Origin of the sequence: Aeromonas sp. QDB31, from assembly GCF_027707605.1 — a bacterium.
GTDB classification, from domain to species: Bacteria; Pseudomonadota; Gammaproteobacteria; order Enterobacterales; family Aeromonadaceae; genus Aeromonas; species Aeromonas media.
On sequence record NZ_JAPCIX010000005.1, the window covers coordinates 69,711 to 91,499 of the forward strand.

At 62.1% G+C, this 21,789-nt stretch carries 24 protein-coding genes; 6 read left to right on the forward strand and 18 right to left on the reverse strand.

What is annotated here, in order from left to right; genetic code table 11:
* Positions 1-274: 274 nt before the first annotated feature.
* The 5 genes from mdh to PG898_RS07020 form a co-directional block, all read right to left on the reverse strand.
* The gene (gene mdh / locus PG898_RS07000; RefSeq protein ID WP_041206414.1) at positions 275-1,210 is read right to left on the reverse strand and encodes a malate dehydrogenase; all 936 of its coding nucleotides are present in this window, start codon (positions 1,208-1,210) and stop codon (positions 275-277) included.
* 242 nt (positions 1,211-1,452) lie between these two features.
* Positions 1,453-2,115, reverse strand: coding sequence for an arginine ABC transporter permease ArtM (artM, locus tag PG898_RS07005; protein ID WP_270823640.1), 663 nt, complete (start codon positions 2,113-2,115; stop codon positions 1,453-1,455).
* Positions 2,116-2,117: 2 nt separating this feature from the next.
* Positions 2,118-2,768 carry an arginine ABC transporter permease ArtQ gene (gene artQ / locus PG898_RS07010; RefSeq protein WP_005332336.1) on the reverse strand — a complete coding sequence of 217 codons (651 nt, stop codon included), beginning with the start codon at positions 2,766-2,768 and terminating at the stop codon, positions 2,118-2,120.
* Positions 2,769-2,771: 3 nt separating this feature from the next.
* Positions 2,772-3,509, reverse strand: coding sequence for a transporter substrate-binding domain-containing protein (locus PG898_RS07015; RefSeq protein ID WP_005332335.1), 738 nt, complete (start codon positions 3,507-3,509; stop codon positions 2,772-2,774).
* A gap of 24 nt (positions 3,510-3,533) precedes the next feature.
* Positions 3,534-4,274 carry an ATP-binding cassette domain-containing protein gene (locus PG898_RS07020; RefSeq protein WP_042649804.1) on the reverse strand — a complete coding sequence of 247 codons (741 nt, stop codon included), beginning with the start codon at positions 4,272-4,274 and terminating at the stop codon, positions 3,534-3,536.
* 200 nt (positions 4,275-4,474) lie between these two features.
* Here PG898_RS07020 and argR point away from each other — a divergent pair, with 200 nt between their 5' ends.
* Positions 4,475-4,945 (forward strand): transcriptional regulator ArgR, encoded by a 471-nt coding sequence (gene argR / locus PG898_RS07025; protein ID WP_005308670.1) that lies wholly within the window; start codon positions 4,475-4,477, stop codon positions 4,943-4,945.
* 78 nt (positions 4,946-5,023) lie between these two features.
* On the opposite strand, the gene PG898_RS07030 is transcribed toward argR, so the two are convergent.
* The 5 genes from PG898_RS07030 to glnK form a co-directional block, all read right to left on the reverse strand.
* Positions 5,024-5,929: a Dyp-type peroxidase gene (locus PG898_RS07030; RefSeq protein WP_270823639.1), complete on the reverse strand. Its 906-nt coding sequence runs from the start codon at positions 5,927-5,929 to the stop codon at positions 5,024-5,026.
* A 78-nt stretch (positions 5,930-6,007) separates the two neighbouring features.
* Positions 6,008-7,039, reverse strand: coding sequence for an ABC transporter ATP-binding protein (locus PG898_RS07035; RefSeq protein ID WP_270823638.1), 1,032 nt, complete (start codon positions 7,037-7,039; stop codon positions 6,008-6,010).
* Between the two features lie 29 nt (positions 7,040-7,068).
* The gene (locus PG898_RS07040) at positions 7,069-8,694 is read right to left on the reverse strand and encodes an ABC transporter permease (protein ID WP_270823637.1); all 1,626 of its coding nucleotides are present in this window, start codon (positions 8,692-8,694) and stop codon (positions 7,069-7,071) included.
* Between the two features lie 39 nt (positions 8,695-8,733).
* The gene (locus tag PG898_RS07045) at positions 8,734-9,741 is read right to left on the reverse strand and encodes a Fe(3+) ABC transporter substrate-binding protein (protein WP_270823636.1); all 1,008 of its coding nucleotides are present in this window, start codon (positions 9,739-9,741) and stop codon (positions 8,734-8,736) included.
* Positions 9,742-9,973: 232 nt separating this feature from the next.
* Positions 9,974-10,312, reverse strand: coding sequence for a P-II family nitrogen regulator (glnK, locus tag PG898_RS07050; protein WP_005332325.1), 339 nt, complete (start codon positions 10,310-10,312; stop codon positions 9,974-9,976).
* Between the two features lie 201 nt (positions 10,313-10,513).
* Here glnK and arfB point away from each other — a divergent pair, with 201 nt between their 5' ends.
* Positions 10,514-10,930: an alternative ribosome rescue aminoacyl-tRNA hydrolase ArfB gene (gene arfB, locus PG898_RS07055; RefSeq protein WP_270823635.1), complete on the forward strand. Its 417-nt coding sequence runs from the start codon at positions 10,514-10,516 to the stop codon at positions 10,928-10,930.
* Positions 10,931-10,957: 27 nt separating this feature from the next.
* Positions 10,958-11,452 (forward strand): methylated-DNA--[protein]-cysteine S-methyltransferase, encoded by a 495-nt coding sequence (locus PG898_RS07060; RefSeq protein ID WP_270823634.1) that lies wholly within the window; start codon positions 10,958-10,960, stop codon positions 11,450-11,452.
* A 328-nt stretch (positions 11,453-11,780) separates the two neighbouring features.
* Here PG898_RS07060 and PG898_RS07065 read toward each other — a convergent pair whose 3' ends face one another.
* The 7 genes from PG898_RS07065 to PG898_RS07095 all read right to left on the reverse strand — a co-directional run bounded on the left by PG898_RS07065 (position 11,781) and on the right by PG898_RS07095 (position 19,195).
* Positions 11,781-12,977 carry a NupC/NupG family nucleoside CNT transporter gene (locus PG898_RS07065; protein WP_270823633.1) on the reverse strand — a complete coding sequence of 399 codons (1,197 nt, stop codon included), beginning with the start codon at positions 12,975-12,977 and terminating at the stop codon, positions 11,781-11,783.
* A gap of 182 nt (positions 12,978-13,159) precedes the next feature.
* The gene (locus PG898_RS07070; protein WP_270823688.1) at positions 13,160-14,095 is read right to left on the reverse strand and encodes a LysR family transcriptional regulator; all 936 of its coding nucleotides are present in this window, start codon (positions 14,093-14,095) and stop codon (positions 13,160-13,162) included.
* A gap of 82 nt (positions 14,096-14,177) precedes the next feature.
* Positions 14,178-14,714 carry a glutathione peroxidase gene (locus PG898_RS07075; protein ID WP_268422604.1) on the reverse strand — a complete coding sequence of 179 codons (537 nt, stop codon included), beginning with the start codon at positions 14,712-14,714 and terminating at the stop codon, positions 14,178-14,180.
* Between the two features lie 59 nt (positions 14,715-14,773).
* Complete coding sequence (locus PG898_RS07080; RefSeq protein WP_043128944.1) at positions 14,774-15,337, reverse strand: NnrU family protein; 564 nt, start codon at positions 15,335-15,337, stop codon at positions 14,774-14,776.
* A 217-nt stretch (positions 15,338-15,554) separates the two neighbouring features.
* Positions 15,555-16,688, reverse strand: a complete 1,134-nt coding sequence (locus PG898_RS07085; protein WP_270823631.1) for a glycerate kinase — start codon at positions 16,686-16,688, stop codon at positions 15,555-15,557.
* A gap of 9 nt (positions 16,689-16,697) precedes the next feature.
* Positions 16,698-17,960, reverse strand: coding sequence for a GntP family permease (locus PG898_RS07090; RefSeq protein ID WP_025325674.1), 1,263 nt, complete (start codon positions 17,958-17,960; stop codon positions 16,698-16,700).
* A 119-nt stretch (positions 17,961-18,079) separates the two neighbouring features.
* Positions 18,080-19,195 carry a sugar diacid recognition domain-containing protein gene (locus PG898_RS07095; protein ID WP_270823630.1) on the reverse strand — a complete coding sequence of 372 codons (1,116 nt, stop codon included), beginning with the start codon at positions 19,193-19,195 and terminating at the stop codon, positions 18,080-18,082.
* Positions 19,196-19,543: 348 nt separating this feature from the next.
* Here PG898_RS07095 and PG898_RS07100 point away from each other — a divergent pair, with 348 nt between their 5' ends.
* From PG898_RS07100 to PG898_RS07110, 3 genes are all read left to right on the forward strand, one after another.
* Positions 19,544-19,918: a YacL family protein gene (locus PG898_RS07100; protein WP_005332296.1), complete on the forward strand. Its 375-nt coding sequence runs from the start codon at positions 19,544-19,546 to the stop codon at positions 19,916-19,918.
* Positions 19,919-19,968: 50 nt separating this feature from the next.
* The gene (locus PG898_RS07105) at positions 19,969-20,265 is read left to right on the forward strand and encodes a hypothetical protein (RefSeq protein ID WP_005332293.1); all 297 of its coding nucleotides are present in this window, start codon (positions 19,969-19,971) and stop codon (positions 20,263-20,265) included.
* Between the two features lie 195 nt (positions 20,266-20,460).
* Entirely contained in the window at positions 20,461-21,291 is an 831-nt protein-coding gene (locus PG898_RS07110; RefSeq protein ID WP_270823629.1) for a CPBP family intramembrane glutamic endopeptidase, read from the forward strand.
* A gap of 78 nt (positions 21,292-21,369) precedes the next feature.
* Here PG898_RS07110 and PG898_RS07115 read toward each other — a convergent pair whose 3' ends face one another.
* Complete coding sequence (locus PG898_RS07115; protein ID WP_041206420.1) at positions 21,370-21,789, reverse strand: DUF4426 domain-containing protein; 420 nt, start codon at positions 21,787-21,789, stop codon at positions 21,370-21,372.

Genomic DNA, 21,789 nt, shown 5'->3' on the forward strand with positions numbered 1-21,789 from the left:
GCTGATGACGGGGCGGTCGATGGCAAAGCCGCCGAGGGGGTCGGGACTGTGGTGGCCGCCACCGACTGGGTTTGTGTGGCCGCCGAGATCGGCTCGGCCCCCTGCAAGGGGAGGCTGCACAAACCGACGAGGCCGATGAGGGTACTGGGTTTCATCATAGGGATCTCCTGCTGCCCTCTTTATCGGCAGCCGGGTCCATCTCCTTAGTCCGCCATGGCAAACCCCGGAAATGACAAAGGGGAGCCTGGGCTCCCCTCATGATCGACGCTGCGGCTTACTTGACGAAGTCGACACCCAGCTGGATATCGGCCTTCAGGGTAGCCAGCATGCTGTCCATGGACTCTTGCTCGAAGGCGCTCAGCTTGCCGTAGTCCAGCACGCTCTCGACACCGTTCTTGCCCAGCAGCACCGGCTGCGCGAAGAAGGTGGCGTGCTCGCCGTTGCCTTCCACATAGGCGCACTCGATGACATTGGCTTCGCCCTGCAGACCCTTGATGAGGGACAGACCGAAACGGCAAGCAGCCTGACCCATGGAGAGAGTGGCAGAACCGCCACCGGCCTTGGCTTCCACCACTTCGGTACCGGCATTCTGGATGCGCTTGGTCATGGCAGCCGCTTCTTCCGCGGTGAAGCTGGCCCCTTCGATCTGGGACAGCAGCGGCAGAATGGTCACGCCACTGTGGCCACCGATCACGTTGACGCGGATCTTGTCGATGTTCAGGCCCTTGGCCTCGGCCACGAAGGTCTCGCCACGGATGACGTCCAGGGTGGTCACGCCGAACAGACGACGCTTGTCATAGACGCCGGCCTTCTTCAGCACTTCGGCGGCGATGGCGACCGTGGTGTTGACCGGGTTGGTGATGATGCCGATCAATGCCTGCGGGCAGGAGGCGGCACACTTCTCCACCAGGTTCTTGACGATACCGGCGTTGATGTTGAACAGATCGGAACGATCCATGCCGGGCTTGCGCGCCACGCCGGCAGAGATCAGCACGACATCGGCGCCGACCAGAGCCGGGCTCGGATCTTCACCGCAGAAACCTTTTACTTTCACGTCAGTCGGAATATGGCTCAGGTCCGCCGCCACGCCCGGAGTGACCGGGGCAATGTCATACAGGCTCAACTCGGAACCGGCAGGCAGGCGATTTTTCAACAGCAGAGCAAGGGCTTGGCCGATGCCACCGGCGGCACCCAGAACGGCAACTTTCATGATCAACTCCATGTCTAAGCGTAGGTTTAAGGTTGTTTCTAGTTGGGTTAACGCTGTTTCTTATTGTGCGCCTCACCTTAAAGGATCCCCTGCTAAAAAACAATCTGATAACAGTTGTAATCACGGGTTCTGTGAGCCAGAGAGCAAGCGGTGACGAAAGCGGAGAGGAATATGCGATAAATGGGAGGAAAGACACAGATTTCCTGTGTCTCCCTCACCATTAAGAGGTAAATACGACTGCTTCAGGACTGGAATGCCAGTGCCCGCTTCTCGCACCAGCGGAAACCAATTGTTAACAATCCATTCATGGTCAGGTAGAGGCCCCCGGCCACGGTAAACACCGCCAGAGTGTCATAGGTCTGGGCGTTGAGACGCTGGGCCAGCCCCATGATGTCCATGATGGTGATGGTGCTGGCGAGCGAGCTGCCCTTGAGCACCAGGATCACTTCGTTGGAGTAGGCAGGCACCAGCCGACGGGCGGCGTGGCGGGTCTTCATCCACAGGGTCTGCCCGGCGGAGAAGCCGAGTGCGCGGCAGGCTTCCACCTCGCCGGCGGGGATGGCGTCGAGCGCCCCCTTGAACAGCCGGGTGGAGTAGGCCGCGGTGTTGAACCCGAGCGCCAGCACGGCGCAGAACCAGGGTTGCTTGAGCAACGGCCAGAGCGGCCCCGCCTTGAGCCATTCAAACTGGCCAGGCCCGTAGTAGATGAGGAAGATCTGGATGAGCAGAGGCGTGCCGGTAAAAACCAGCACCCACAGCTGTACAAGCTGGGTCACCACCGGAAGGCGGCGTTCTAGCACCCAGGTCATGCCAGCCGCCATCAGCACGCCAAGCAGCAGGCTGAACGCGGTGAGCTGCAGGGTAATCGCCAGCCCCCCCAGCAGGGTCATCAGGTAATCCTGCATGGTCAGCCTCCGTAACGGCGGGTGTAACGGGCAGCCTGCTTCAAGCCAAACTCACTCACCAGGCTGATGGCCAGGTAGATGAGGGCGGCGGCGGCGTACCAGGTGAAGGGTTCATAGGTGCTGGCCGAGGCCATCTGGGCCTGGCGCATCATCTCGTTCACCCCGATGAGCGACACCAGGGCCGTGTCTTTGAGCAGCACCAGCCACTGATTGCCCAGCCCCGGCAGGGCGTGACGCCAGGCCTGGGGCAGCACGATGCGAAAGAAGATATGGCTCTTGCCAAGACCCAGCGCCAGCGCAGCCAGCCGCTGCCCGGCGGGCACCGCATTGAGCGCCGCCCGCAGAGTCTGGGTCGCATAGCTGGCGAACAGCAGGGAGAGCGCCAGCACGCCGCAGGCGAAGGGGCTGAACTCCACATACTCGCCGGTGATGAGGAACAACACCTGGGTCGAGCCGAAGTAGATGAACAGCACCACCAGCAGCTCGGGCAAACCACGAATGAGCGTGGTCAGCGTGGCCACAGGCCACACCAGCCAACGCTGCTTGCTGAGCTCGGCGGCGCTGAATGCCAGCGCCAGCGCCATGCCCCCGACCAGTGATGCCAAGGCCAGCCCCAGGGTCATCCAGGCTGCATCCAACAACAGGCTCAGCATGGCTTACTGCGCGAAGTACTTGTCGAAGATCTTCTGATAGGTGCCGTTGGCCTTGATCTCGGCCAGCCCCTTGTTCAGCTGGGTCAGCAGCTCCTGGTTACCCTTGGCCACGGCGATGCCAAAGCCGGTACCGAAGTACTTGGCGTCGGTCACCGGCGTGCCGATGACACCGTACTCCTTGTGCTGCTTGAGCCAGTCGGCGGCAACGGCGGTGTCGGCGAAGACGCCATCGGTGCGACCGTTCATCATGTCGAGGAAGGCGCTCTGGTAGCTGGCGTAGGGCACGGTCAGCAGACCCTTGCTCACCCAGTTGTCCACCAGGTAGGACTGATGGGAGGTGCCGTTCTGCACGCCGACTGTCTTGTCCACCAGCTCTTCAGGCCCCTTGAAGGCGCCCTTCTTGGCCACGAAGACCGCGGAGTTCTCGTAATAGATGTCGGAGAAGTCGACCTGGGCTGCCCGCTCCGGGGTTACGTCCATGGCGGCAATGACGGCGTCATAGCGACGGAACTTGAGGCTGGGGATCAGGCTGTCGAAGGCCTGGTTGTGGAAGCTGCACTCCAGCTTGGCCTGCTCGCAGACGGCGCGGGCCAGATCGATGTCAAAGCCCTGGAACTCGTTCTTGTCATCCAGGTATTCGAACGGCGCATAAGTGGCCTCGGTGGCGAACTTGATCTCCTTGGCCAGCACCGAGGTGCTCAGCAGACCCATGGCAGCAACCAGCAACAGACTCTTTTTCATGACAGCTTCCTTATCGATTCAGTATCAATGCATCAAGAATTCGGCAAACCGGCTGGTTTGCGGGGATTGGAAGATGGCGGCGGTGCCGGATTCGATGATCCGCCCCTTCTCCAGATAAATCACCTGACTGGCCACCTTGCGGGCGAACTCCACCTCGTGGGTCACCACCACCTGGGTGATGCCGGTCTGGCTCAGGGTGCGGATGATCTCCGCCACCTCTTTGGTTATTTCAGGATCGAGGGCCGCGGTCGGTTCATCGAACAGCAGCACCTGGGGATCCATCATCAGGGTACGGGCTATGGCCACCCGCTGCTGCTGACCGCCGGAGAGGCGCGCAGGCCAGGCATCCCGCTTGTCGGCCAGCTGCAACTGGGCCAACAGGTAGGCGCCCTTCTCGATGGCGGCCGCCTTGCTCATGCCGAGCAGTTTTACGGGCGCCTCGATGAGATTCTCCATCACGGTGAGATGGGGCCACAGATTGTACTGCTGGAACACCATGCCCACCTTGCGGCGCAAGGCCTGGGCCTGACGGTTGAATTCGGCGGCGGAAAGGTTGGACGGGAAAGAAAATTCACTGTCGGCTATGCGCAGCACACCCGCATCCGGGGTGTCCAGCAGGTTCATCATCCGCAGCAGCGAACTCTTGCCCGCACCGCTCGGGCCCAGCAATACCAAGGTCTCGCCGGGTGCAGTCCGGAAGCTGACCTGTTGCAGTACCGGCACCTTGTGCCAGGATTTTTCGATGCCGATTAATTCGATACCCATACAGCCCAATTGAATAAGTTTTCAAAATTTCGTCCTGATTCTAGCGCCAGCATAAGTTGATGCAAGCTATATTTGAATCAATATGCAGAACAAGCGCCGCTTCCTTGCCAAAACAGGCATATGAATGCAAAATAGCAGCGCTGTTCGTATCTGCCGCCTGAGCGTGACAGGCGGTCACCTCCCTCATTCGTGAGTCCAAGATGAAACATAACGACAAGCAAGAAAAACTGGCCAAGGCCTTTAAAGCCTTGCTGAAAGAGGAGCGCTTTGGCTCCCAGGCAGAGATAGTCACTGCCCTGCAAGAGATGGGCTTTGAGAACATCAACCAGTCCAAGGTCTCGCGCATGCTGAGCCGCTTCGGCGCCGTTCGCACCCGCAACGCCAAGATGGAGATGGTCTACTGCCTGCCGGTGGAGCTGGGTGTGCCCACCACCTCCAGCCCGCTCAAGAATCTGGTACTGGATGTCGACCACAACGGCGCCCTGGTGGTGATCCACACCAGCCCGGGTGCGGCCCAGCTCATCGCCCGCCTGCTCGACTCCCTCGGCAAGGCCGAAGGTATCCTCGGCACCATAGCCGGTGATGACACCATCTTCATCACCCCGACCAGCGACACCGACATCGAAGAGCTCTACCTCTCCGCCCTCGAGCTGTTCGAACAGACCCCCTGATCGGGTCGCGCTCGCGCCACCTGAACGAAAAATCCCGGCCAAGGCCGGGATTTTTGTTTCTGCACGATCGGCAAGTCGTTACTTACCCTGGGCGACCAGAAAATCGATGGAGGGGGCGAAGAAGGCAGCCCCTGTCACCGCCCTGGTGAAGCGCAGCAGGTGATCGAAGTGGCTGCCCTCCCCCTTGTACATGCTGGCCAGCATGGCATTGAAGTGCTGCGGGGTGCGGCAGCAGGAGATGAAGTAGAGCCCCTGCTCGGTCATGGTGCCCCAGGGCATGCTCTGGCGCAGTATCTCCATGGACTCCCCCTTCGGGGTCTTGAGGTTGACCCGCTTGATGTGGGAGGTCAGCGGCTTGTCGGCAGACTCGTACTCGATGTTGTCTGCCTTGGTACGGCCAATGATGTCTTCCTGCTCCTTCAGGGCCAGCTTCTCCCAGTCGCTCATGGCATGCACCCAGCGCTGGACATGGACATAGGATCCGCCGGCAAACTCGCCCCCCTCCAGCAGTGCCACCTCGGCCCTGTGTTCATCCTGGGGGTTCTCGGTGCCGTCGACGAAACCGGTCAGGTCGCGGCAATCTAGATTGCGGAAACCACGCACCTCTTCGGCCAGCTCCACCAGCCCGGCCAGCAGCGCCATCACCCGCTGCCCGGCGTGATGGAGCACGTCGACCCGATCCGCACGCAGTTGCACGAAGAGATCGAACGGGGTATTCGGGGCCTCCTGGCCATTGGCCTCCTGCGCCATGAAGCCACGGAACAGGGGCGGACGGGCGACAGGGTAGATAGCATCCCAACCCTCGGCGCCGACGGCAACCAGGCCGCTGAAACCGGCGTCGGGGAAATCGGCACTCACCGCATCCCACAGAACCGGCAGCTTGGCCAGACGGGCCGCCAGCTCGGCACCGTCACCGGTGCGATTGAACATCAGATAGAGGGCATGCAGATTCGGCTCTGCGCAGATCCCGGCTTGGGCTTTCATTTCTCTCTCCAAAGACATTGGCTATGGGCGTGGCGCGATTATAAACCGGAACGGGGTCAATTCCTTGATTTCACATCACTATATAGGGTCAAACAACACCAGCGAATGGGGGGCCACAGTGACGCGCGCCCTCTCTCCCTCAAGGGGTTCCCCTATGCTGGCTTCCAGCTGCTGACCGGCACATTCCACCAACACCCGGCAGTGATGACCGAGGAACTGCTGCTCCCGCACCAGCAAGTCGCCGTCAGTGGCGGCCGTCAACACCAGCTGCTGGGGCCTTAGCATCAGCTGCAGCCGCTCTCCCGGGGCGCGACCGTGCGGCTCATGGCCACAGATGACCCCGAGCGCTGTCTGCACGCAGTGGCTGTCCACCACCTCGGCCGCCAGATAGTTGACCCCACCGAGAAACTCCGCCACGAAGCGGTTCTCGGGGCGGCGATAGAGCTGCTCAGGCTGCCCCACCTGCTCGATATGACCGGCCCGGAACAGTGCCAGCCGGTCGGCGAAGGCGAACGCCTCCTCCTTGCTGTGGCTGACGAAGATGGCGCCTATCCCCTGACGCTTGAGCAGGGCGCGGATCTCGAGGATCAGCTTCATCCGCACCTGGGTGTCGATGTTGGAGAAAGGCTCGTCCAGCAGCATCAATCTGGGCTTGCACACCAGGGCGCGGGCGATGGCAACCCGCTGCTGCTGGCCACCGGAGAGCTGATGGGGATAGCGCTCCCCCAACCCCTGCAGATTGACCAAGGTCAGCGCCTCCTCGATCTGCTGCTGGCGGCTATCGCGAGGCACCTGGGTCAGCCCGAAGCCGATGTTCTCGGCCACCGTCAGATGGGGGAAGAGGGCGTAATCCTGAAAGATCATGCCGATGTGGCGACGCTCAGGCGACACCGTCACGCCGGGCCCGTCCAGCAGGGTATCCCCGAGACGAATGCTGCCTTCCGCCAGCGGCAACAGGCCGGCGACCGCCTTGAGCAGCGTGGTCTTGCCACAGCCACTCGCTCCGAGCAGGCAGACGATCTCGTTGTCGGCCACCGTCAGGGAGAGCTGTTCCAGCACGTTCTGGCCGTTGTAACGGCAGCTTACCTTCTCTACTTGCAAGCAAGACACGACTCAGTTCCTCTCGTTTCGCAGCAGACCTAATGGCCCGGGCTGTCCAGACTGCGGTTGACCCAGATAAGCGGCACCAGCCCCACCAGCACGATGACGATGGCGCCGAGCGCCCCCCGCTCCAGCATCTCGTCCGAGACAAACTGGTAGACGTGGGTGGCCAGGGTCTCGAAGTTGAACGGCCGCAGCAGCAGGGCCGCGGGCAGCTCCTTCATGGATTCAATGAACACCAGCATGGCGCCGGCAAAGAGGCCGCGCCGTACCAGCGGCAGATGCACCCGCCGCAGCATGCCCCCCGTCCCCTGTCCCAGGGTGCGGGCCGCCATGTCGAGGCTGGGGGAGATCTTGCCCATGCTGCTCTCCACCGAGCCGATGGCGATGGCCACGAAGCGCACCAGGTAGCCGAATACTATGGCGGTGAGGGTACCGGTCAGCAGCAGACCGGGCCCCTGCATCCCGAGCCACTCGGCCAGATCGTTGAGACCAAAATCCAGCGCCGTCAGCGGTACCAGTACCCCTATGGCGAGCACTGTACCCGGCATGGCATAGCCGGTGGCGGCGATGCGCAGGGGGAGCAGGCTGCGGGTACCACCATCGAGGCGACGGAAGAAGCCGAGCAGCAGGGCGATGACCATGGCGAGCAGGGCAGTCAGGGCCGAGATGAGCAGACTGTTGCCAGCGAAGCGCACGAACTCCGGCGTCCACGACAGTGCGAAATAGCGCACCCCGTAGTCCAGCAGTATCACGAACGGCAGGCCGAAACCGGCCAGCACCAGCCCCCAGCACCAGAGCCCGGCCAGCAGACGGCTGGCCCCCTTGAGGGGGTAGCGCAGGGGCTGCTCATGACCCATGGATTTCTGGAACACCTGCTGGCGCTGGCGGGAGCGGCGCTCCAGGGCGATGAGCAGCACCACCGCCAGCAACATCAGACAGGAGAGACGGGCGGCGGTGGCCAGGCTGCCATAGCCGAGCCAGGTGTCGTAAATGGCCGTCGTCAGGGTGTTGATGGCAAAGAAGTGGACGGTGGCGAAGTCCGCCAGAGTCTCCATGGCCACCAGCGACGCCCCCACCATGATGGCAGGACGGGCCAGGGGCAGGCTGAGGCGACGAAAGCTCTGCCAGGGGGTGCAGCCGAGCAAGCGGCTGGAGTGAATGAGGCTGACCGACTGCTCCAGGAAGGAGGCGCGCGCCAGCAGATAGACATAGGGGAAGAGCACCAGCGCCAGCACCCAGGCGGCACCGCCGAGGGAGCGGATGGCCGGGAACCAGTAATCGGCCGGGCTCTGCCAGTCAAACAGGGATCTCAGCCCCGCCTGCAGCGGGCCCGAGTAGTCGAGCAGGTCGGTATAGACATAAGCCACTATGTAGGAGGGCATGGCCATGGGCAGCATCAGCGCCCACTGCAGGGCGCGGCGCCCCGGCACCTGGCACATGGCGACCAGCCAGGCGGTGGGCACCCCGAACAGCAGGCTGAGCAGCACTACCCCCAGCACCAACCCTGAGGTGTTGCCAAGGTAATCGAGCAGCACCGTATCGGCGAGGTGGCGAAACAGGTCTCCGTCTGCCGAGAAGGCAGAGAAGATGAGGGCAAGCACCGGTAAACCCAGCAGCAGGGCGGTGGCCCAGCTGCCGGCAATCCATCCAAAATTTTTCATGAGACCACAGAGATTGATGGGGCCCTTGGCCCCATCTGATTACAAGTCGAATTTCACTTCATCCAGCAGTTGCAAGGCGTCCTTGCGGTGCTTGGCGTAGTCGCTGACCGGCATGGGGTCAGACTTGAAACTGCCCCAGGACTTGACCATGGCGGAAGGCTCGACCCCGGCCTTGACCGGGTACTCGGCATTCACGTCCGCGTACATGTGCTGGGCGGTGTCGCCAGAGAGAAACTCCATCAGCTTCTGGGCCGCGTCCTTGTTCTTGGCGTACTTGGTCATGGCCACACCGCTCACGTTGACGTGGGCACCGCGATCACCCTGGTTCGGGAAGTTGATGTAGACCGCATCTGCCCAGGATTTCTGTGCCGGGTCTTTCAACATGGCACCCAGGTAGTAGCTGTTGCCCAGAGAGAGGTCACAGATACCATCCTTGATCGCCTTGACCTGATCCCGGTCGTTGCCTTGCGGCTTGCGCGCCAGGTTGGCCTTGACCCCTTCCAGCCAGGTTTTAGCGTCCGCCATGCCGTGATGGGCGATCATGGACGAAACCAGCGCCACATTGTACTCGTGCTTGCCGCTGCGGGTACAAATTTTTCCTTTGAATTCAGGCTTGGCCAGATCTTCGTAACTGATGGTGTCGAGCTTGCCGAGGCGATCCTTGCTGGAGTAGATGGCGCGTACCCGGGTGGTCAGGGCGAACCACTTGTTGTCCGGATCCCGATAGATGGACGGGATGTTCTCCTGCAGCGTCTTGCTGTCCACCGGCTGCACCAGATCCTTCTCCACCAGATCGGTCAGGCGGCTGATGTCGACGGTCAGCATCAGATCCGCCGGGGAGAGCTTGCCTTCGCGCTCCAGACGCTCGTTCAGCCCCTCTTTGGCAAACACCACGTTGACCTTGATACCGGTCTCTTTCTCAAACTGCTGGATGATGGGCTTGATCAGCTCATCCTGCCGAGTGGAGTAGACATTCACTTCCGCAGCGGCAAAGGCCGACTGGGCGATCAGCGAGGAGAACACCAGCGCCAGCATCTTCATTTTCATCATCCATTCCTTGTCTGTGCATAAAGTGATAACTATTTTCGTTTGCATTCTGCATGAATCAGGATGAGAGGATCAAGGTGGTTTACAGAGGTAGGGCCACATATTTAATCGCCGCTAAAACAAAAAGACCGGATGGAATCCCACCCAGTCTCTCCATGACCACGTATTCTCTTTTTCTGCCGGGTCTGCCTGAGTGCTACTCGGGCTTAGCCACCGGCTCCATGGCGCGGGATCACAGTGCCTCGTCGTCGCTCTCGCCGGTACGGATGCGCACTGCCTGCAGCAAGTCATAGACGAAAATCTTGCCGTCCCCTATCTTGCCGGTATAAGCCGCCTTGCAGATGGCCTCGATCACCCCTTCCACGTTCTCGTCGGCGGTGGCGATCTCCAGCTTTACCTTCGGCAGGAAGTCGACCTGGTACTCGGCCCCCCGGTATAATTCGGTATGCCCCTTCTGGCGACCGAAGCCCTTGACCTCGGACACGGTCAGACCCTCGACCCCCAGGTTGGCGATGGCCTCGCGCACATCGTCCAACTTGAAAGGTTTGATAATCGCAGTAATCAGCTTCATCTGGTTGCTCCCAATCCATGGTATGTCATGAAGAGGTCATCAATTCTTGTGCCAAGTATTTTTATTGTTTATTTTCATAAAGATAGCCGTTAACCCTTGAGCCGTTTCGGCTCAGGATCACCAAGGAAGCGCATCTCGCCCCATAATGAGGCACCAAGCTGCACCAGACTCCCTTGATGCACCAAATGAGAGCATCACCCCATGTTAGTCATCTCCAACAGCGTGATCATTCCCTGGCATGAGCTGCAGTTTCAGACCATGCGTGCCCAGGGCACCGGGGGCCAGCACGTCAACAAGACGGACTCCGCCGTCTGGCTGCGCTTCGATTACCGCGACTCCCCCAGCCTGCCGGACCTCTATAAGGAGGGGTTGGAGAAGCTCAGCGACAGCCGGGTCCACGATGGCTTCATCCAGATCAGGGTCGAGACCCACCGCAGCCAGGACATGAACCGCAAGGAGGCCATGAGCCGCCTGACTGAACTGCTGAAAAAAGCCGCCTGGCGTCCCAAGGCGCGCCACGCCACCAAGCCGACCCGCAGCTCCCAGCGCAAACGGGTCGACGCCAAGAAGCGCAAAGGCGAGATCAAGTCGGCCCGTGGCAAGCCCGGGATGGAGTGAGCCGTTCAGGCCGAGGAAGAGAGACCCATGAGATACAGTTTTTGTGAGAGCGCCCAGGGCCCCCTGCTCGTCGCCATCGACCAGGATGGCCTGCGTTATGTTGAGTTCGTGCGGGGGGAGCAGCCGGTCACCCCCACAGCGGAATGGCAACGGGACGATGTGGCCCTGGCCCCCTACCTCGAGCAGTTCGAGGCCTATTTTGCCGGCCGGCTGCAGCGCTTCACGCTGCCGCTCGCCGCCAGAGGCACCCCCTTCCAGCAGTCGGTGTGGCGCGCCCTGTGCGACATCCCCTACGGCGAGACCGTCAGCTATCTCGAGATAGCCCAGGCCATCGGCAACCCCAAGGCGGTGCGAGCCGTCGGGGCGGCCAACGGCCGCAACCCCCTGAGCATCATAGTGCCCTGTCACCGAGTGATAGGCAGCAGCGGTGCGCTGACGGGGTACGCCGGCGGCATTCCCATCAAACGCTGGTTACTGGCACTGGAACAGCAGGCGGTCGACAAATTCACCCTGGCTCCTTGAGCCCCTGATTAACCGGCCGCATCCCGTTCACAACGCTGCTTGCTGACACTGGGGCAAGGGAACGGAGGCTTTGCACTGACACCTTCGGGCGTTTAGCAAAATGAACAGAGTATGAAGAATCGCCTCAGAAGGGCTTCAGACAACATCAGGCATCATGGCCTCACACTTGGATGGCACGGCTCATCCCTCATTCAAGTGGCACCCATGTGACGCTTCCAATCTGTCTTTTTCCCCGCGCCTCCTCTGAGGCGCTTTTTTTTTGCCCGAGTGGCCACAAAAAAGCCCGCTGAAGCGGGCTTTGATCTGAAGCCGCGAGCCTCTAGGTCACTCAGAGGGCGAGGAACAGGCCAGCGAGCGAGGCGCTCATCAGGTTTGCCAGCACCCCCGCCAGTATGGCGCGCATGCCGTAACGGGCGATGAAGGACTTGCGCTCCGGCACCATGGCCCCCAGGCCGCCAATCAGGATCGCCATGGAGGAGATGTTGGCGAAACCGCACAGGGCGAAGGTGACGATTGCCTTGCTCGACTCGTTCAGAGTCTGATCCTGCACCAGGGCGATGAAGGCGACGAACTCGTTGATGACGATCTTGGTGCCGATCAAGGCGCCGGCGGCCTGAGCCTGATCCCAGGGCACGCCGATCAGCCAAGAGACGGGGGCGAACAGCCAGCCCAGGATGATCTGGAAGCTGAGATCCAGCCCCACCAGATCACCGGCCCAACCCAACAGGCCGTTGAGCATGGCGATCACCCCGACGAACGCCAACAGGGTCGCGCCCACCGCCACAGCGATGTTGAGGCCGGACATGGCGCCATCGGCCGCCGCTTCAATTACGTTGGTGGCGCGCGGGATCACCACATCTTCATGATGATCTTCCTCATCGGCACCGGGCGGTACCAGGATCTTGGCCATGGCCAGACCGGCAGGTGCCGACATGAAGGCGGCGGCGATCAGATATTTCAGCTCGACCCCGATGCTGGCATAGCCCACCAGGGTGCCACCGGCCACCGAGGCGAGACCGCAGCTCATCACCGCAAAGAACTGGGAGTCAGACATCTTGGAGAGGTAGGGCTTGACCACCAGGGGGGCCTCCACCATGCCGACGAAGATGTTGGCGGTGGCGGAGAGGCTCTCGGCACGGCCGGTGCCCAGCAGCTTCTGCAGACCGCCGCCCAGCAGGGCGATGACCCGCGGCATCAGGCCGATGTGGTAGAGGATGGCGATCACCGCGGAGAAGAAGATGATGACCGGCAGCACGTTGAACGCGAAGATGAAGCCCAGTTTGAACTTGGCCAGATCCCCGAACAGGAAGGCGATCCCCTCCTGGCCGTAGCCGATCACGCTGCTGACACTCTCGCTGACGCCGTTGAGCACCTGCTGACCGGCTGGCAGCCAGAGCACCAGGGCGGCGAAGAGGACTTGCAAACAGAGGGCGAAGCCCACTGTTCTCAACGGGATACGACGACGATTATCAGAGCAGAGTGCGGCTAGCGCCAGGATACTCAAGATGCCGAGCAGGGCGATCATAGGGATTCCATCTATTGGGACTGAAGATGGGCGCGGATTCTGCTCCCCAGCCCCCATCACTGCAAGTCCACCTGGTTACAACCCTGTTAGCAAAAACGTTTGCACCATATCGGTTGCGCCAACTGGCTGATTTGGCTCGTGTTTGGTATCAGGCGAAAGTCAGTGTTCCTGTATGGAAACGATTATTCCTCCACACCGGACAATCTGCCCCCCAGCCAGGGAGCCAGCCGCTGCGCCCAGTAGGGTTCGGGGCCGAAGCTCTCCTTGAGGAAGTCGATGAAGAGGCGGATCTTGGGATCCAGGTGCTCCCGCCTGGCGTAGACGGCGTGCACCGCCATCTTCTGGTTCGGGCGCCACTGGGGCAGCAGGGGGATGAGCTGGCCGGATTGCAGCTCCTTGTCCAGCAGGTAGTTGGCTACATAGGCGATGCCGAGCCCGGCCAGGGCGGCATCCCGCACCGCCTCCGCCAGATCCACCCGATAGTTGCCTGCCACCTGCACCGTCTGGCGCTCCTTGCCCTGGCGAAACGACCACTCGTGGTAGCGCCGCTCCCGGCTCTGGTAGGTGATGCAGTTGTGCCTGGCCAGCTCCCTGGGGTGCAGCGGGGTACCGTGGCTCAACAGATAGTCCGGCGAGGCCACCAGCACGAAGCCGATGTCCGCCAGCCGCTGCCCCACCAGGGCTTCGGGCTTGTCCTCGTAGGTGGTGATCCAGAGATCCAGCCCCTCATCCACCAGGTTGGTGCGGTGATCGAACAGGGAGACTTCCAGCTCAAGATCCGGGTAACGCGCCTGGAATGCCTTGAGCCGAGGGATCACGTGCAAGCGGCCGAAGGACTGGCCCACCCCCAGGTGCAGCACACCGCTCACCTTGCCGCGCCGCTCCGCCACCATGGAGTCCGCCTCCAGGGCCACCGCCACCAGGGTTCGGCAGTGGCGGGCATACTCCTGGCCGAGTTCAGTCAGGGAGAAGCGGCGGGTGGTACGCTGCACCAGCTGGGCGCCGAGCTCGGTCTCAAGCTGAGCCAGCTGCTTGCTGATATGGGACTTGGAGACCCCGAGCCGCCGCGCGGCGGCAGAGATGCCCTGCTCGCGGACCAGGGCATCGAAGATCACCATTTGGGGAAGACGTTGCAGCACGGGATAACCAGAGTGAGTGGCGGGCCTCCATTATTCCAGAGCCGCCCGCCAGGGGGTAGGGTCAGCGCCCCAGCGCCTCGATGATCTGCTGTTTGAGAGGATCATCCGACGGATTCTGATTGGCACCATAGCTCGCAATCAGCTTGCCATCGCGGCCCACCAGATATTTGTGGAAGTTCCAGTTCGGTGCATCCCCATCGGCGGCAGCCGCCAGCCCCTTGAACAGCGGCACCGCATCGGCGCCCCGCACCGAAACCCGATTGAACATGGGGAAGGTCACACCGTAATCCCGGCGACACACTTCGGCTGTCTTGTTCTCATTGCCCGCTTCCTGCCAGAAGTCGTTGGAGGGGAACCCCAGCACCATCAGCCCCTTGTCCTTGTAGCTCTGGTAGAGCGCCTCCAGATCCCGGAACTGGCCGCTGTAACCACAATAAGAGGCGGTATTGACCACCAGCACCACCTTGCCCTCGGTCAGCTGGCAGAGGTTGTGGCGCTGGGTGTTGTTGAGTTCCCGCATCTCCACATTGAAATAGTCAGGGCAGGCGGCAGACGCTGCGCCCGAACCGATCAACAACAGCAGGGTGAACCATTTCATCGACGTGACTCCTCGGGTTTTCTCCATCATACGCACGATTCCTGAACAAGGTTCAGCGATCAGTGCAGCGGGATCCCGGTCAACCAGCCGTGGCCCCAGAAGACCAGCAGGGCCGTGAGCATCAGACCGGCGCCCACGCTGATCCCCGTCCCCTGCCAGGTGGCCGCCGGCCGGGGCTTGGTGCGCCAGTCCCGCACCGAAATCCAGACGATGCTGACCAGCGCCCAGGCGCCTATCCCTCCGAACAGCACCAGGGAACGCGCCTCGCTGTTGACCGCCAGATGAGCGCAGGCCCAGAGCAGGGTACCGAGCAGTTGGGGATGTACCAGCCAGCGGCGCAGGTGGTTCGCTCCCTGCCCTGCGCACAGCAGGATCAGCGCGACCGGCATGGCCGCCATCACCAGCATGGGCCCCCAGGCGGGCGGGAAGTAGAGCGGCATGGGGCTGGCGCTGCGCCAGCCGGCGAGGATGCAGCCGATGGCGACGAACACCAGCAGCGAGAAGAGTCCCTTGTAACGGTTCTCCCCCAACCGATCGCGCAGCCGGACACGGTGCGCTGCGGCGAAGCAGGGATAGAGATGGATCAGGGTAAATAGCACTACCCCCAGGGTCAGCAGGATCATGGGCGTCTTCTCGCACGTTGCCCCTCACGGGATGGGGAGATCACTATGCCGCAAAGGTCCCCGGCAGAATACAAAAACCATATAGAAGACAGCAGGATAATAAAAAAGCCGATCCTGGGATCGGCAAGGTGCGTCAGAGGGTCCGCCCTCAGGCGAGCAACCACATCCGCTACACGGGGCTGGGTGCGGCCGGTGACGGGCACCGGCCAGAAGAGGATTAACGACGCAGCAGATAGAGCGCGGCGACGTTGCGGGCAGTGAGCTGCAGGTTGGTGGTGGCGGTCGCGATCGCCTCCGGCAGGGACATGGCCCGGTTGACTACCGCAAACACGGCGTCGATGCCATGGTCATGGACCACGCCGCAATCGTCGGTGAGGCAGCCGGCGATGCCGATCACCGGTTTGCCGAACCGCTTGGCGCAGCGTGCGACACCAATTGGCGTCTTGCCGTGGATGGTCTGGCTGTCGATGCGCCCTTCGCCGGTGATGACGAGATCCGCATCGGCCACTTCATCGGCCAGTTTCAAGGCGTCGATGACGATCTGGATGCCGGGCTTGAGCTCGGCACCGAGCAGGCCGACCAGGGCGGCACCCATGCCACCGGCGGCGCCCGCCCCCGGAATATCCTTCACCTGCTTGCCGAGGGCCTGTTCGATGCAATCGGCGTAGCGGGCCAGGTTGGCATCGAGCTGGGCCACCATCTCCGGAGTCGCCCCCTTCTGCGGGCCGAACACGGCGGAGGCGCCTTTCGGGCCGCACAACGGATTGTTCACGTCGCAGGCCACCTCGATGACCAGCTCGCTCAGGCGCGGATCCAGCCCGCTCAGATCGATGGTCGCCAGCTCGGCCAGGCCGGCCCCCCCCAACTCGATGGCAGAGCCATCCGCTTTGAGCAACTTGCCACCAAGTGCCTGGATCATGCCGGCACCGCCGTCATTGGTGGCGCTGCCACCGATGCCGAGAATGAGGTGCTTCACCCCCATCTCCAGCGCCGCCAGGATCAGTTCGCCGGTACCGACGCTGGAGGTGAGCAACGGATTGCGCTGCTCGGGTGCCACCAGATGGATACCTGAGGCCGCCGCCATCTCGATGACGGCACGCTTGCCATCTCCCAGCAGACCGACGAAGCCCTGCACCTTGTTGCCGAGCGGAGCCGTCACTTCAACCTGCAGGATGCGGCCACCGGTGGCATCCACCAGGGACTGCACAGTGCCCTCACCGCCATCGGCCATGGGCAATTTGACGTAGGTGGCATCCGGCAACACCTGCTTGAAACCCGCCTCGATGGCATCGGCCACCGCCATGGCGCTCAGGCTCTCCTTGAATGAATCGGGTGCAATAACAATTTTCATATCAATTCCTTAGGCGAGGCCAAACACGCCAAACATCAGGGTGGAGACAGTCGCAATGGTCAGACCGACCGCGGTTTCGTACGGGATGAGCTTGAGGCGCTCGCCGACGCCCATGTGAACGCTACCACCGGTGGCGTGGAAGAAGGAGCCGTGGGGCATGTGGTCAAACACGGTAGCACCGGCATGGATCATGGCGGCCCCCGCCAGACTGCTGATGCCAAGCTCGATCAGGGTGGAGCTGAATACGTTGGAGGCCACCACTGTGCCTGCGGTGGTCGAGGCGGTCGCCAGCGACATCAAGGCGCCGGAGATGGGGGCCAGCAGGTAGGAGGGCAGACCGGAGGCGGTCAGGCCGCTGATCAGCACATCCTTCAGACCCGAGTTCGCAATGATGCCTGCCAGGGTACCCGTGCCCAGCAGCATGATGGCCACCGGCGCCATGCGGGCAAGGCCGGAGACCGCAAACTGGTTCACCTTGCTGAACTTGCCCATCATCAGGGCACCGACCAGGCCGCCGAGGGGCAGGGCGATGAGCGGATCCACGACTATACCGGCCACCGGACGCAGGGCCAGCAGCAGGATGGCGACCAGGGGGGCGCTGATGGCGGCGAAGAAGCCGGGCAGCTTGCCACCGTCGAAGTTCACCACTTCGTCGGCCGCGACCTTGCTGCCCCGCTTGTTGAGGCGCTTGGCCAGCCAGTAGGCCATCACCAGACCGAACAGACCCGGGATGATGCCGGCCGCCATCACGGACGTGAGGGGCAGGTGGAAGGCGTCGGACGCGGCGATGGCGTTGGGGTTGGGGGACATGACGTTGCCCGCCTTGCCGCCCCCTATCATGGCCAGCAGGATGGCCGCCTTGGAGAGATCGGCGCGACGGGCGATGGCGAGCGCTATGGGGGCAACCGTGATGACGGCCACGTCCACGAAGACGCCGACCGCGGTCAGGATCAGGGTGGCCAGGGCAAGGGCCAGCAGGGCACGGGTCTCGCCAAGTTTGCGGACTATGGTCTCGGCGATGGTGGTGGCGGCACCGGATTCGATCAAGACACCTGCCAGCACACCTGCCGCCAGGATCCGCATCACGGCCGTGGTGATCCCCTGGGCGCCGCCGATCATCAGGGCGACGGTCTGGGTCAGGTCGGCGCCGCCGATCAGGCCACCTGCCAGGGCACCGACTATCATGCCGTAGGCAGGCGGCACCTTCTTCAGAATGAGGAAGATGGCGATGGAGAGCGCGGCGAGAGCACCGAGCGCGGATACAGGGATCATGACGGGCACCTTTCAAATGAGTGAGTGGTGGCCATTATGGTGATCCCAACCTGGAATGCTTTGGCTTAAAAGCCAAAGCTTGCGCTTAAAAAGCCTTTATTTTTGTTCATATGAACAAGTCATCCGTCGAAATTGAGCCCGAGATAGAGCAGGAACTTGTCATCTAACTTGTTGAAATTTAAGCCTGTTATCTGCTCTATCCGGGTCAGCCGGTAACGCAGGGTATTGGGGTGGATGAAGAGCGCTTCGGCACAGGGATGCAGATCACAATCCTGCAAGAAATATTGGCGCAGCGTCTTTTGCAGCGTTCCTTTTGCATCCTCCTTTGCCAGCTTTTGCAGCGGGGCCCGCAGCTGATCCGCCTGCCAGGAGTCCGCCAGGCTGCCGAGCAGCACAGGCAGGCGGTAATCCTCGAAGAAGTAGACCTGCTTACGCGGCGCCTGGCTCATGCCACGGCGCAGGGTGTCACGGGCGGTCTGGTAGGAGCGCGCCAATCCGCCCGTCCCGGCGAAGTAATCACCCACCCCTATGCGTACCTTGAAATGAGGAATGCGGGCCAGTAACTGCTTGATGCGGCTGCGCTCCTGCGCCGATTGCCAGACGCCGTCACAGAGCTGTGCCGGCTTGAGCACCACTATCTCGTCCAGACCGTTGATGGCTACCAGGTTGTCCCGCTCCGGATTTTCCAAGAGGTGCACCAGCTCCCGCAGGCGGGCGGGATCTGCCTCTTCCAGCGCCAGCACGGCGACGACGCGAGGCTGGGCCAGATCGAGGTCGAGGAAACGGGCCGCCTGCAGCAGCTGATCGGCCCGCCCCTCGCCGCGGATGAGCTGCAGCACCAGCTCCTCCTTGTGCCGTTTGTCCCACTGCAACTGCTCGGTGAGCGCCGCCTGCTCCAGGATCAGCTCGGCGGTCATCCGCACCAGCTCGGCGTAAGCACGCACTTCCTCCGGATCCCCAGAGATGCCGATGACCCCGAGCAACTCCCCCTGATAGGAGATGGGCAGGTTGATGCCGGGCCTCACCCCCTTGAGCTGCCGGGCAGTGGCATCGCTGATCTCCACCACCCGGTTCTCGGTCAGTGCCAGCACGGCCCCCTCGTGACGCTGATGAAGCCGCTCCGGGTTGCCGGAGGCGATGATGAGGCCCCGCTCGTCCATCACGTTGACCGAGAACGACAGTATCTTCATGGCCCGGCTGACAATCTGATGAGCGAGCGCGTCATTGAGCTGCATAACATCTCCGGATAGATAGCCGAGGGGTTCTGGAGGCGATCCCCAGACGATGTCGCGCCTCCATCACCTTGGCCGAGCACGACCGTCTCTGCATCACCTTGCTGACGATCTGCCGGGGGAGCGTGTCATTGCGTTGCATCATATCTCCATATCATTCGTTGACAGGGCACCCGGGTGGCCTGGATCCGGGGGACAGACCCGTTAAAGATCCCACATCATCAAGACAAGCGGGGGGGGGATCGCTAGAATAGGCCACTTTACGCTATCTGTGCCCCACCATGGATCATGGATCCGGCGTCATGCCGCTCCCTATTGTGGTGGCTCCACCCTTCCGATAGGGACTCCGCTATGGATTATGAATTTCGCCGCGACCCGTTCGGTGGCTATCGCGCCCGGTTCTCCATGGGCCACGAGGCCATCGGTCAGTGGCTGATCGATGAAGTTGGCAAGGATGAGGAGACGCTCGACGAGCTCTTCTCCATCATTGACCAGCTATCCAATCGAACCCGCACTGAGTACCAGCGTCATGGCGGTGACTATTCACTGCTGCTCACCCCTGAGGAGGCCGAGGTGAAAGCCAACGTCCTCAATATCGAGCTGGATGAGGATCTCGACGATCTCGCCTACTACGATGATGAGCAGCTGGCCATGTGCGGACTGGAAGACTTTGCCCAGGTGCTCGGCTCCTGGCGCGCCTTTATCCGCAACGAGGATATGGGCTGAATACCCACATTTCGGGCGAGCATGCCCCTTGCAACCCAACAGGATTGACTATGTCCATTTACGATTTTGATGACGAACTGCCGGAAGACGAAGAACAGGAATCCAGCCAGAAAGCAGCCGTGCCTGCCAAGAAGAAAGGCAAGCAGGTGATGAATACCCAGGTCAACCTGAGCCCGCGCGATGCCAGCCGCCTGAACGGCCTGCACGTCGAAGCCATCACCACCCTGGATGACGTCAGCCTGCCGAAAAACGTCATCTTCAAAGCCGGCCTCATCGCCCTGGGCGAGCTGGAAGCCACCAAGCGTGCCGACATCATAGCCCGCGTGATCGCCGAATCCGGTCGTTAATCTGGCCTGGGCCCGTGCATTCGGGCCACCATCTATCCCCAAAGCCGGAGCCTCTGCTCCGGCTTTTTTATTGTCCTCTCCGGTCAGCACCGGCGGCAAGAAGGAGCACGCCTGGGCTCCGACCAGTCCATTGCGCCTTGTGCGAGAGGCGAAGGCTCGTTAAGGTGCGCCCCTTGCAACCCACAAGGAGACTCAATGTTACCACTCCCTGACACCCTCATCTGGCTCGCCCTGGGACTGGCCGTGCTGCTCTGCCTGGCCCGCCAGCAGCGGAGCGGCCTGATCCTGCTGGGGATTGCCCTGCTGACCGCACTCTGGCTGGAGCGACTCGGCCCGGTCGCCGCGCTGGTCAGCCTCGCCGGTCTCTTGCTGGCCTGCCGCACGCCCACCCTCCCCCAGCCCTGGCGTGGCGTCGCACTGACACTGGTGCTGCTGTGGGTCCTGGCCCTGACGCTGCACCTGGTGCCGGGCTTTGACAACCTCAAGGTGCTGGATCGGGTGCAGGCCGGTCCCGCCAGCGTCCCCTTCACCCTCTACCTCAATCTGGACAAGCCGCTCATCTTCTTCGGCCTGCTGCTGGCCTGGCCCGCCCTGCTCGGCCCGGGCGGCGCGATATGCTGGCGACCGCTGGCTCTGCTCATGCTGCCGCTGGCAGCCTTGTTTATCACCGCCTGGCAACTGGGGGCCCTCAAGCCCGAAGTGGGGCTGCCCCACTGGTGGTGGTTGTTCGCTCTCAACAACCTGCTGTTCACCTGCGTGGCGGAAGAGGCGCTGTTTCGCGGCCTTATCCAGCAAGGGGTGGCGAGCCGAAGCAAGCCCTGGCTCGGCCTCCTGGTCGCCAGCCTGCTGTTCGGCGCCGCCCACCTGGCCGGCGGTCCGCTGCTGGTGCTGTTTGCCGCCCTGGCGGGGGCCTGTTACGGCCTGGCCTTCCTGCTGAGCGGGCGCCTCGGCGTCGCCATCGCGATCCACTTCCTGTTCAACTTCGCCCACCTGGCCCTGTTCACCTACCCGCTGGCCAGCCGCTAACTTGTGTAGGCAGGTTCTCGCCGGATAAAAAATGCCCCGAACCTGTGGGTTCGGGGCATTTTCATCGCATCCAGACAGCTAGTCGACGTAGAAGGTCTGCTGGAAGGTCAGCGTCTGCTGCTGCCCCTCCCCCATGATCTTCAGGGTGAACTGGTAGGTGTCCTCGTTCCGGTAGGGCAGCACCGCCAGGTAGTAAATGGAGTCCCCCTCCTTCACCTCCTGGAAGCTCAGGGTACGGATGGTGCCGGTGAGGTTCTTGGCCTCGCCGCTGATGCCCACCGCCTGAGCCACCCCTTGCTTGTTCTGCACCGCAATGTTGACGATGCCATTGTAGCGGCTGCGCTCCAGGCCGTAAGCCTTGGCCACCTCAGGGGTGAGGAAGCTGGAGTTGAAGGCGCTGTAGTGAACCTGCCAGGGGCCCAGCTCCTTCATCTGCTCGGCCCGCAGTGGCAGTGTCATCAAGAGTGCCAGCAGGCAGCTCATCCAGACTGTTTTCAT

Excerpts from the sequence above, each read along its gene's own strand:
- mdh (WP_041206414.1), bottom strand. The coding sequence starts at position 1,210 with ATGAAAGTTGCCGTTCTGGGTGCCGCCGGTGGCATCGGCCAAGCCCTT.
- artM (WP_270823640.1), bottom strand. The coding sequence starts at position 2,115 with ATGCAGGATTACCTGATGACCCTGCTGGGGGGGCTGGCGATTACCCTG.
- artQ (WP_005332336.1), bottom strand. The coding sequence starts at position 2,768 with ATGCTGAGCCTGTTGTTGGATGCAGCCTGGATGACCCTGGGGCTGGCC.
- PG898_RS07015 (WP_005332335.1), bottom strand. The coding sequence starts at position 3,509 with ATGAAAAAGAGTCTGTTGCTGGTTGCTGCCATGGGTCTGCTGAGCACC.
- PG898_RS07020 (WP_042649804.1), bottom strand. The coding sequence starts at position 4,274 with ATGGGTATCGAATTAATCGGCATCGAAAAATCCTGGCACAAGGTGCCG.
- argR (WP_005308670.1), top strand. The coding sequence starts at position 4,475 with ATGAAACATAACGACAAGCAAGAAAAACTGGCCAAGGCCTTTAAAGCC.
- PG898_RS07030 (WP_270823639.1), bottom strand. The coding sequence starts at position 5,929 with ATGAAAGCCCAAGCCGGGATCTGCGCAGAGCCGAATCTGCATGCCCTC.
- PG898_RS07040 (WP_270823637.1), bottom strand. The coding sequence starts at position 8,694 with ATGAAAAATTTTGGATGGATTGCCGGCAGCTGGGCCACCGCCCTGCTG.
- PG898_RS07045 (WP_270823636.1), bottom strand. The coding sequence starts at position 9,741 with ATGAAAATGAAGATGCTGGCGCTGGTGTTCTCCTCGCTGATCGCCCAG.
- glnK (WP_005332325.1), bottom strand. The coding sequence starts at position 10,312 with ATGAAGCTGATTACTGCGATTATCAAACCTTTCAAGTTGGACGATGTG.
- arfB (WP_270823635.1), top strand. The coding sequence starts at position 10,514 with ATGTTAGTCATCTCCAACAGCGTGATCATTCCCTGGCATGAGCTGCAG.
- PG898_RS07060 (WP_270823634.1), top strand. The coding sequence starts at position 10,958 with ATGAGATACAGTTTTTGTGAGAGCGCCCAGGGCCCCCTGCTCGTCGCC.
- PG898_RS07065 (WP_270823633.1), bottom strand. The coding sequence starts at position 12,977 with ATGATCGCCCTGCTCGGCATCTTGAGTATCCTGGCGCTAGCCGCACTC.
- PG898_RS07070 (WP_270823688.1), bottom strand. The coding sequence starts at position 14,095 with ATGGTGATCTTCGATGCCCTGGTCCGCGAGCAGGGCATCTCTGCCGCC.
- PG898_RS07075 (WP_268422604.1), bottom strand. The coding sequence starts at position 14,714 with ATGAAATGGTTCACCCTGCTGTTGTTGATCGGTTCGGGCGCAGCGTCT.
- PG898_RS07080 (WP_043128944.1), bottom strand. The coding sequence starts at position 15,337 with ATGATCCTGCTGACCCTGGGGGTAGTGCTATTTACCCTGATCCATCTC.
- PG898_RS07085 (WP_270823631.1), bottom strand. The coding sequence starts at position 16,688 with ATGAAAATTGTTATTGCACCCGATTCATTCAAGGAGAGCCTGAGCGCC.
- PG898_RS07090 (WP_025325674.1), bottom strand. The coding sequence starts at position 17,960 with ATGATCCCTGTATCCGCGCTCGGTGCTCTCGCCGCGCTCTCCATCGCC.
- PG898_RS07095 (WP_270823630.1), bottom strand. The coding sequence starts at position 19,195 with ATGCAGCTCAATGACGCGCTCGCTCATCAGATTGTCAGCCGGGCCATG.
- PG898_RS07100 (WP_005332296.1), top strand. The coding sequence starts at position 19,544 with ATGGATTATGAATTTCGCCGCGACCCGTTCGGTGGCTATCGCGCCCGG.
- PG898_RS07105 (WP_005332293.1), top strand. The coding sequence starts at position 19,969 with ATGTCCATTTACGATTTTGATGACGAACTGCCGGAAGACGAAGAACAG.
- PG898_RS07110 (WP_270823629.1), top strand. The coding sequence starts at position 20,461 with ATGTTACCACTCCCTGACACCCTCATCTGGCTCGCCCTGGGACTGGCC.
- PG898_RS07115 (WP_041206420.1), bottom strand. The coding sequence starts at position 21,789 with ATGAAAACAGTCTGGATGAGCTGCCTGCTGGCACTCTTGATGACACTG.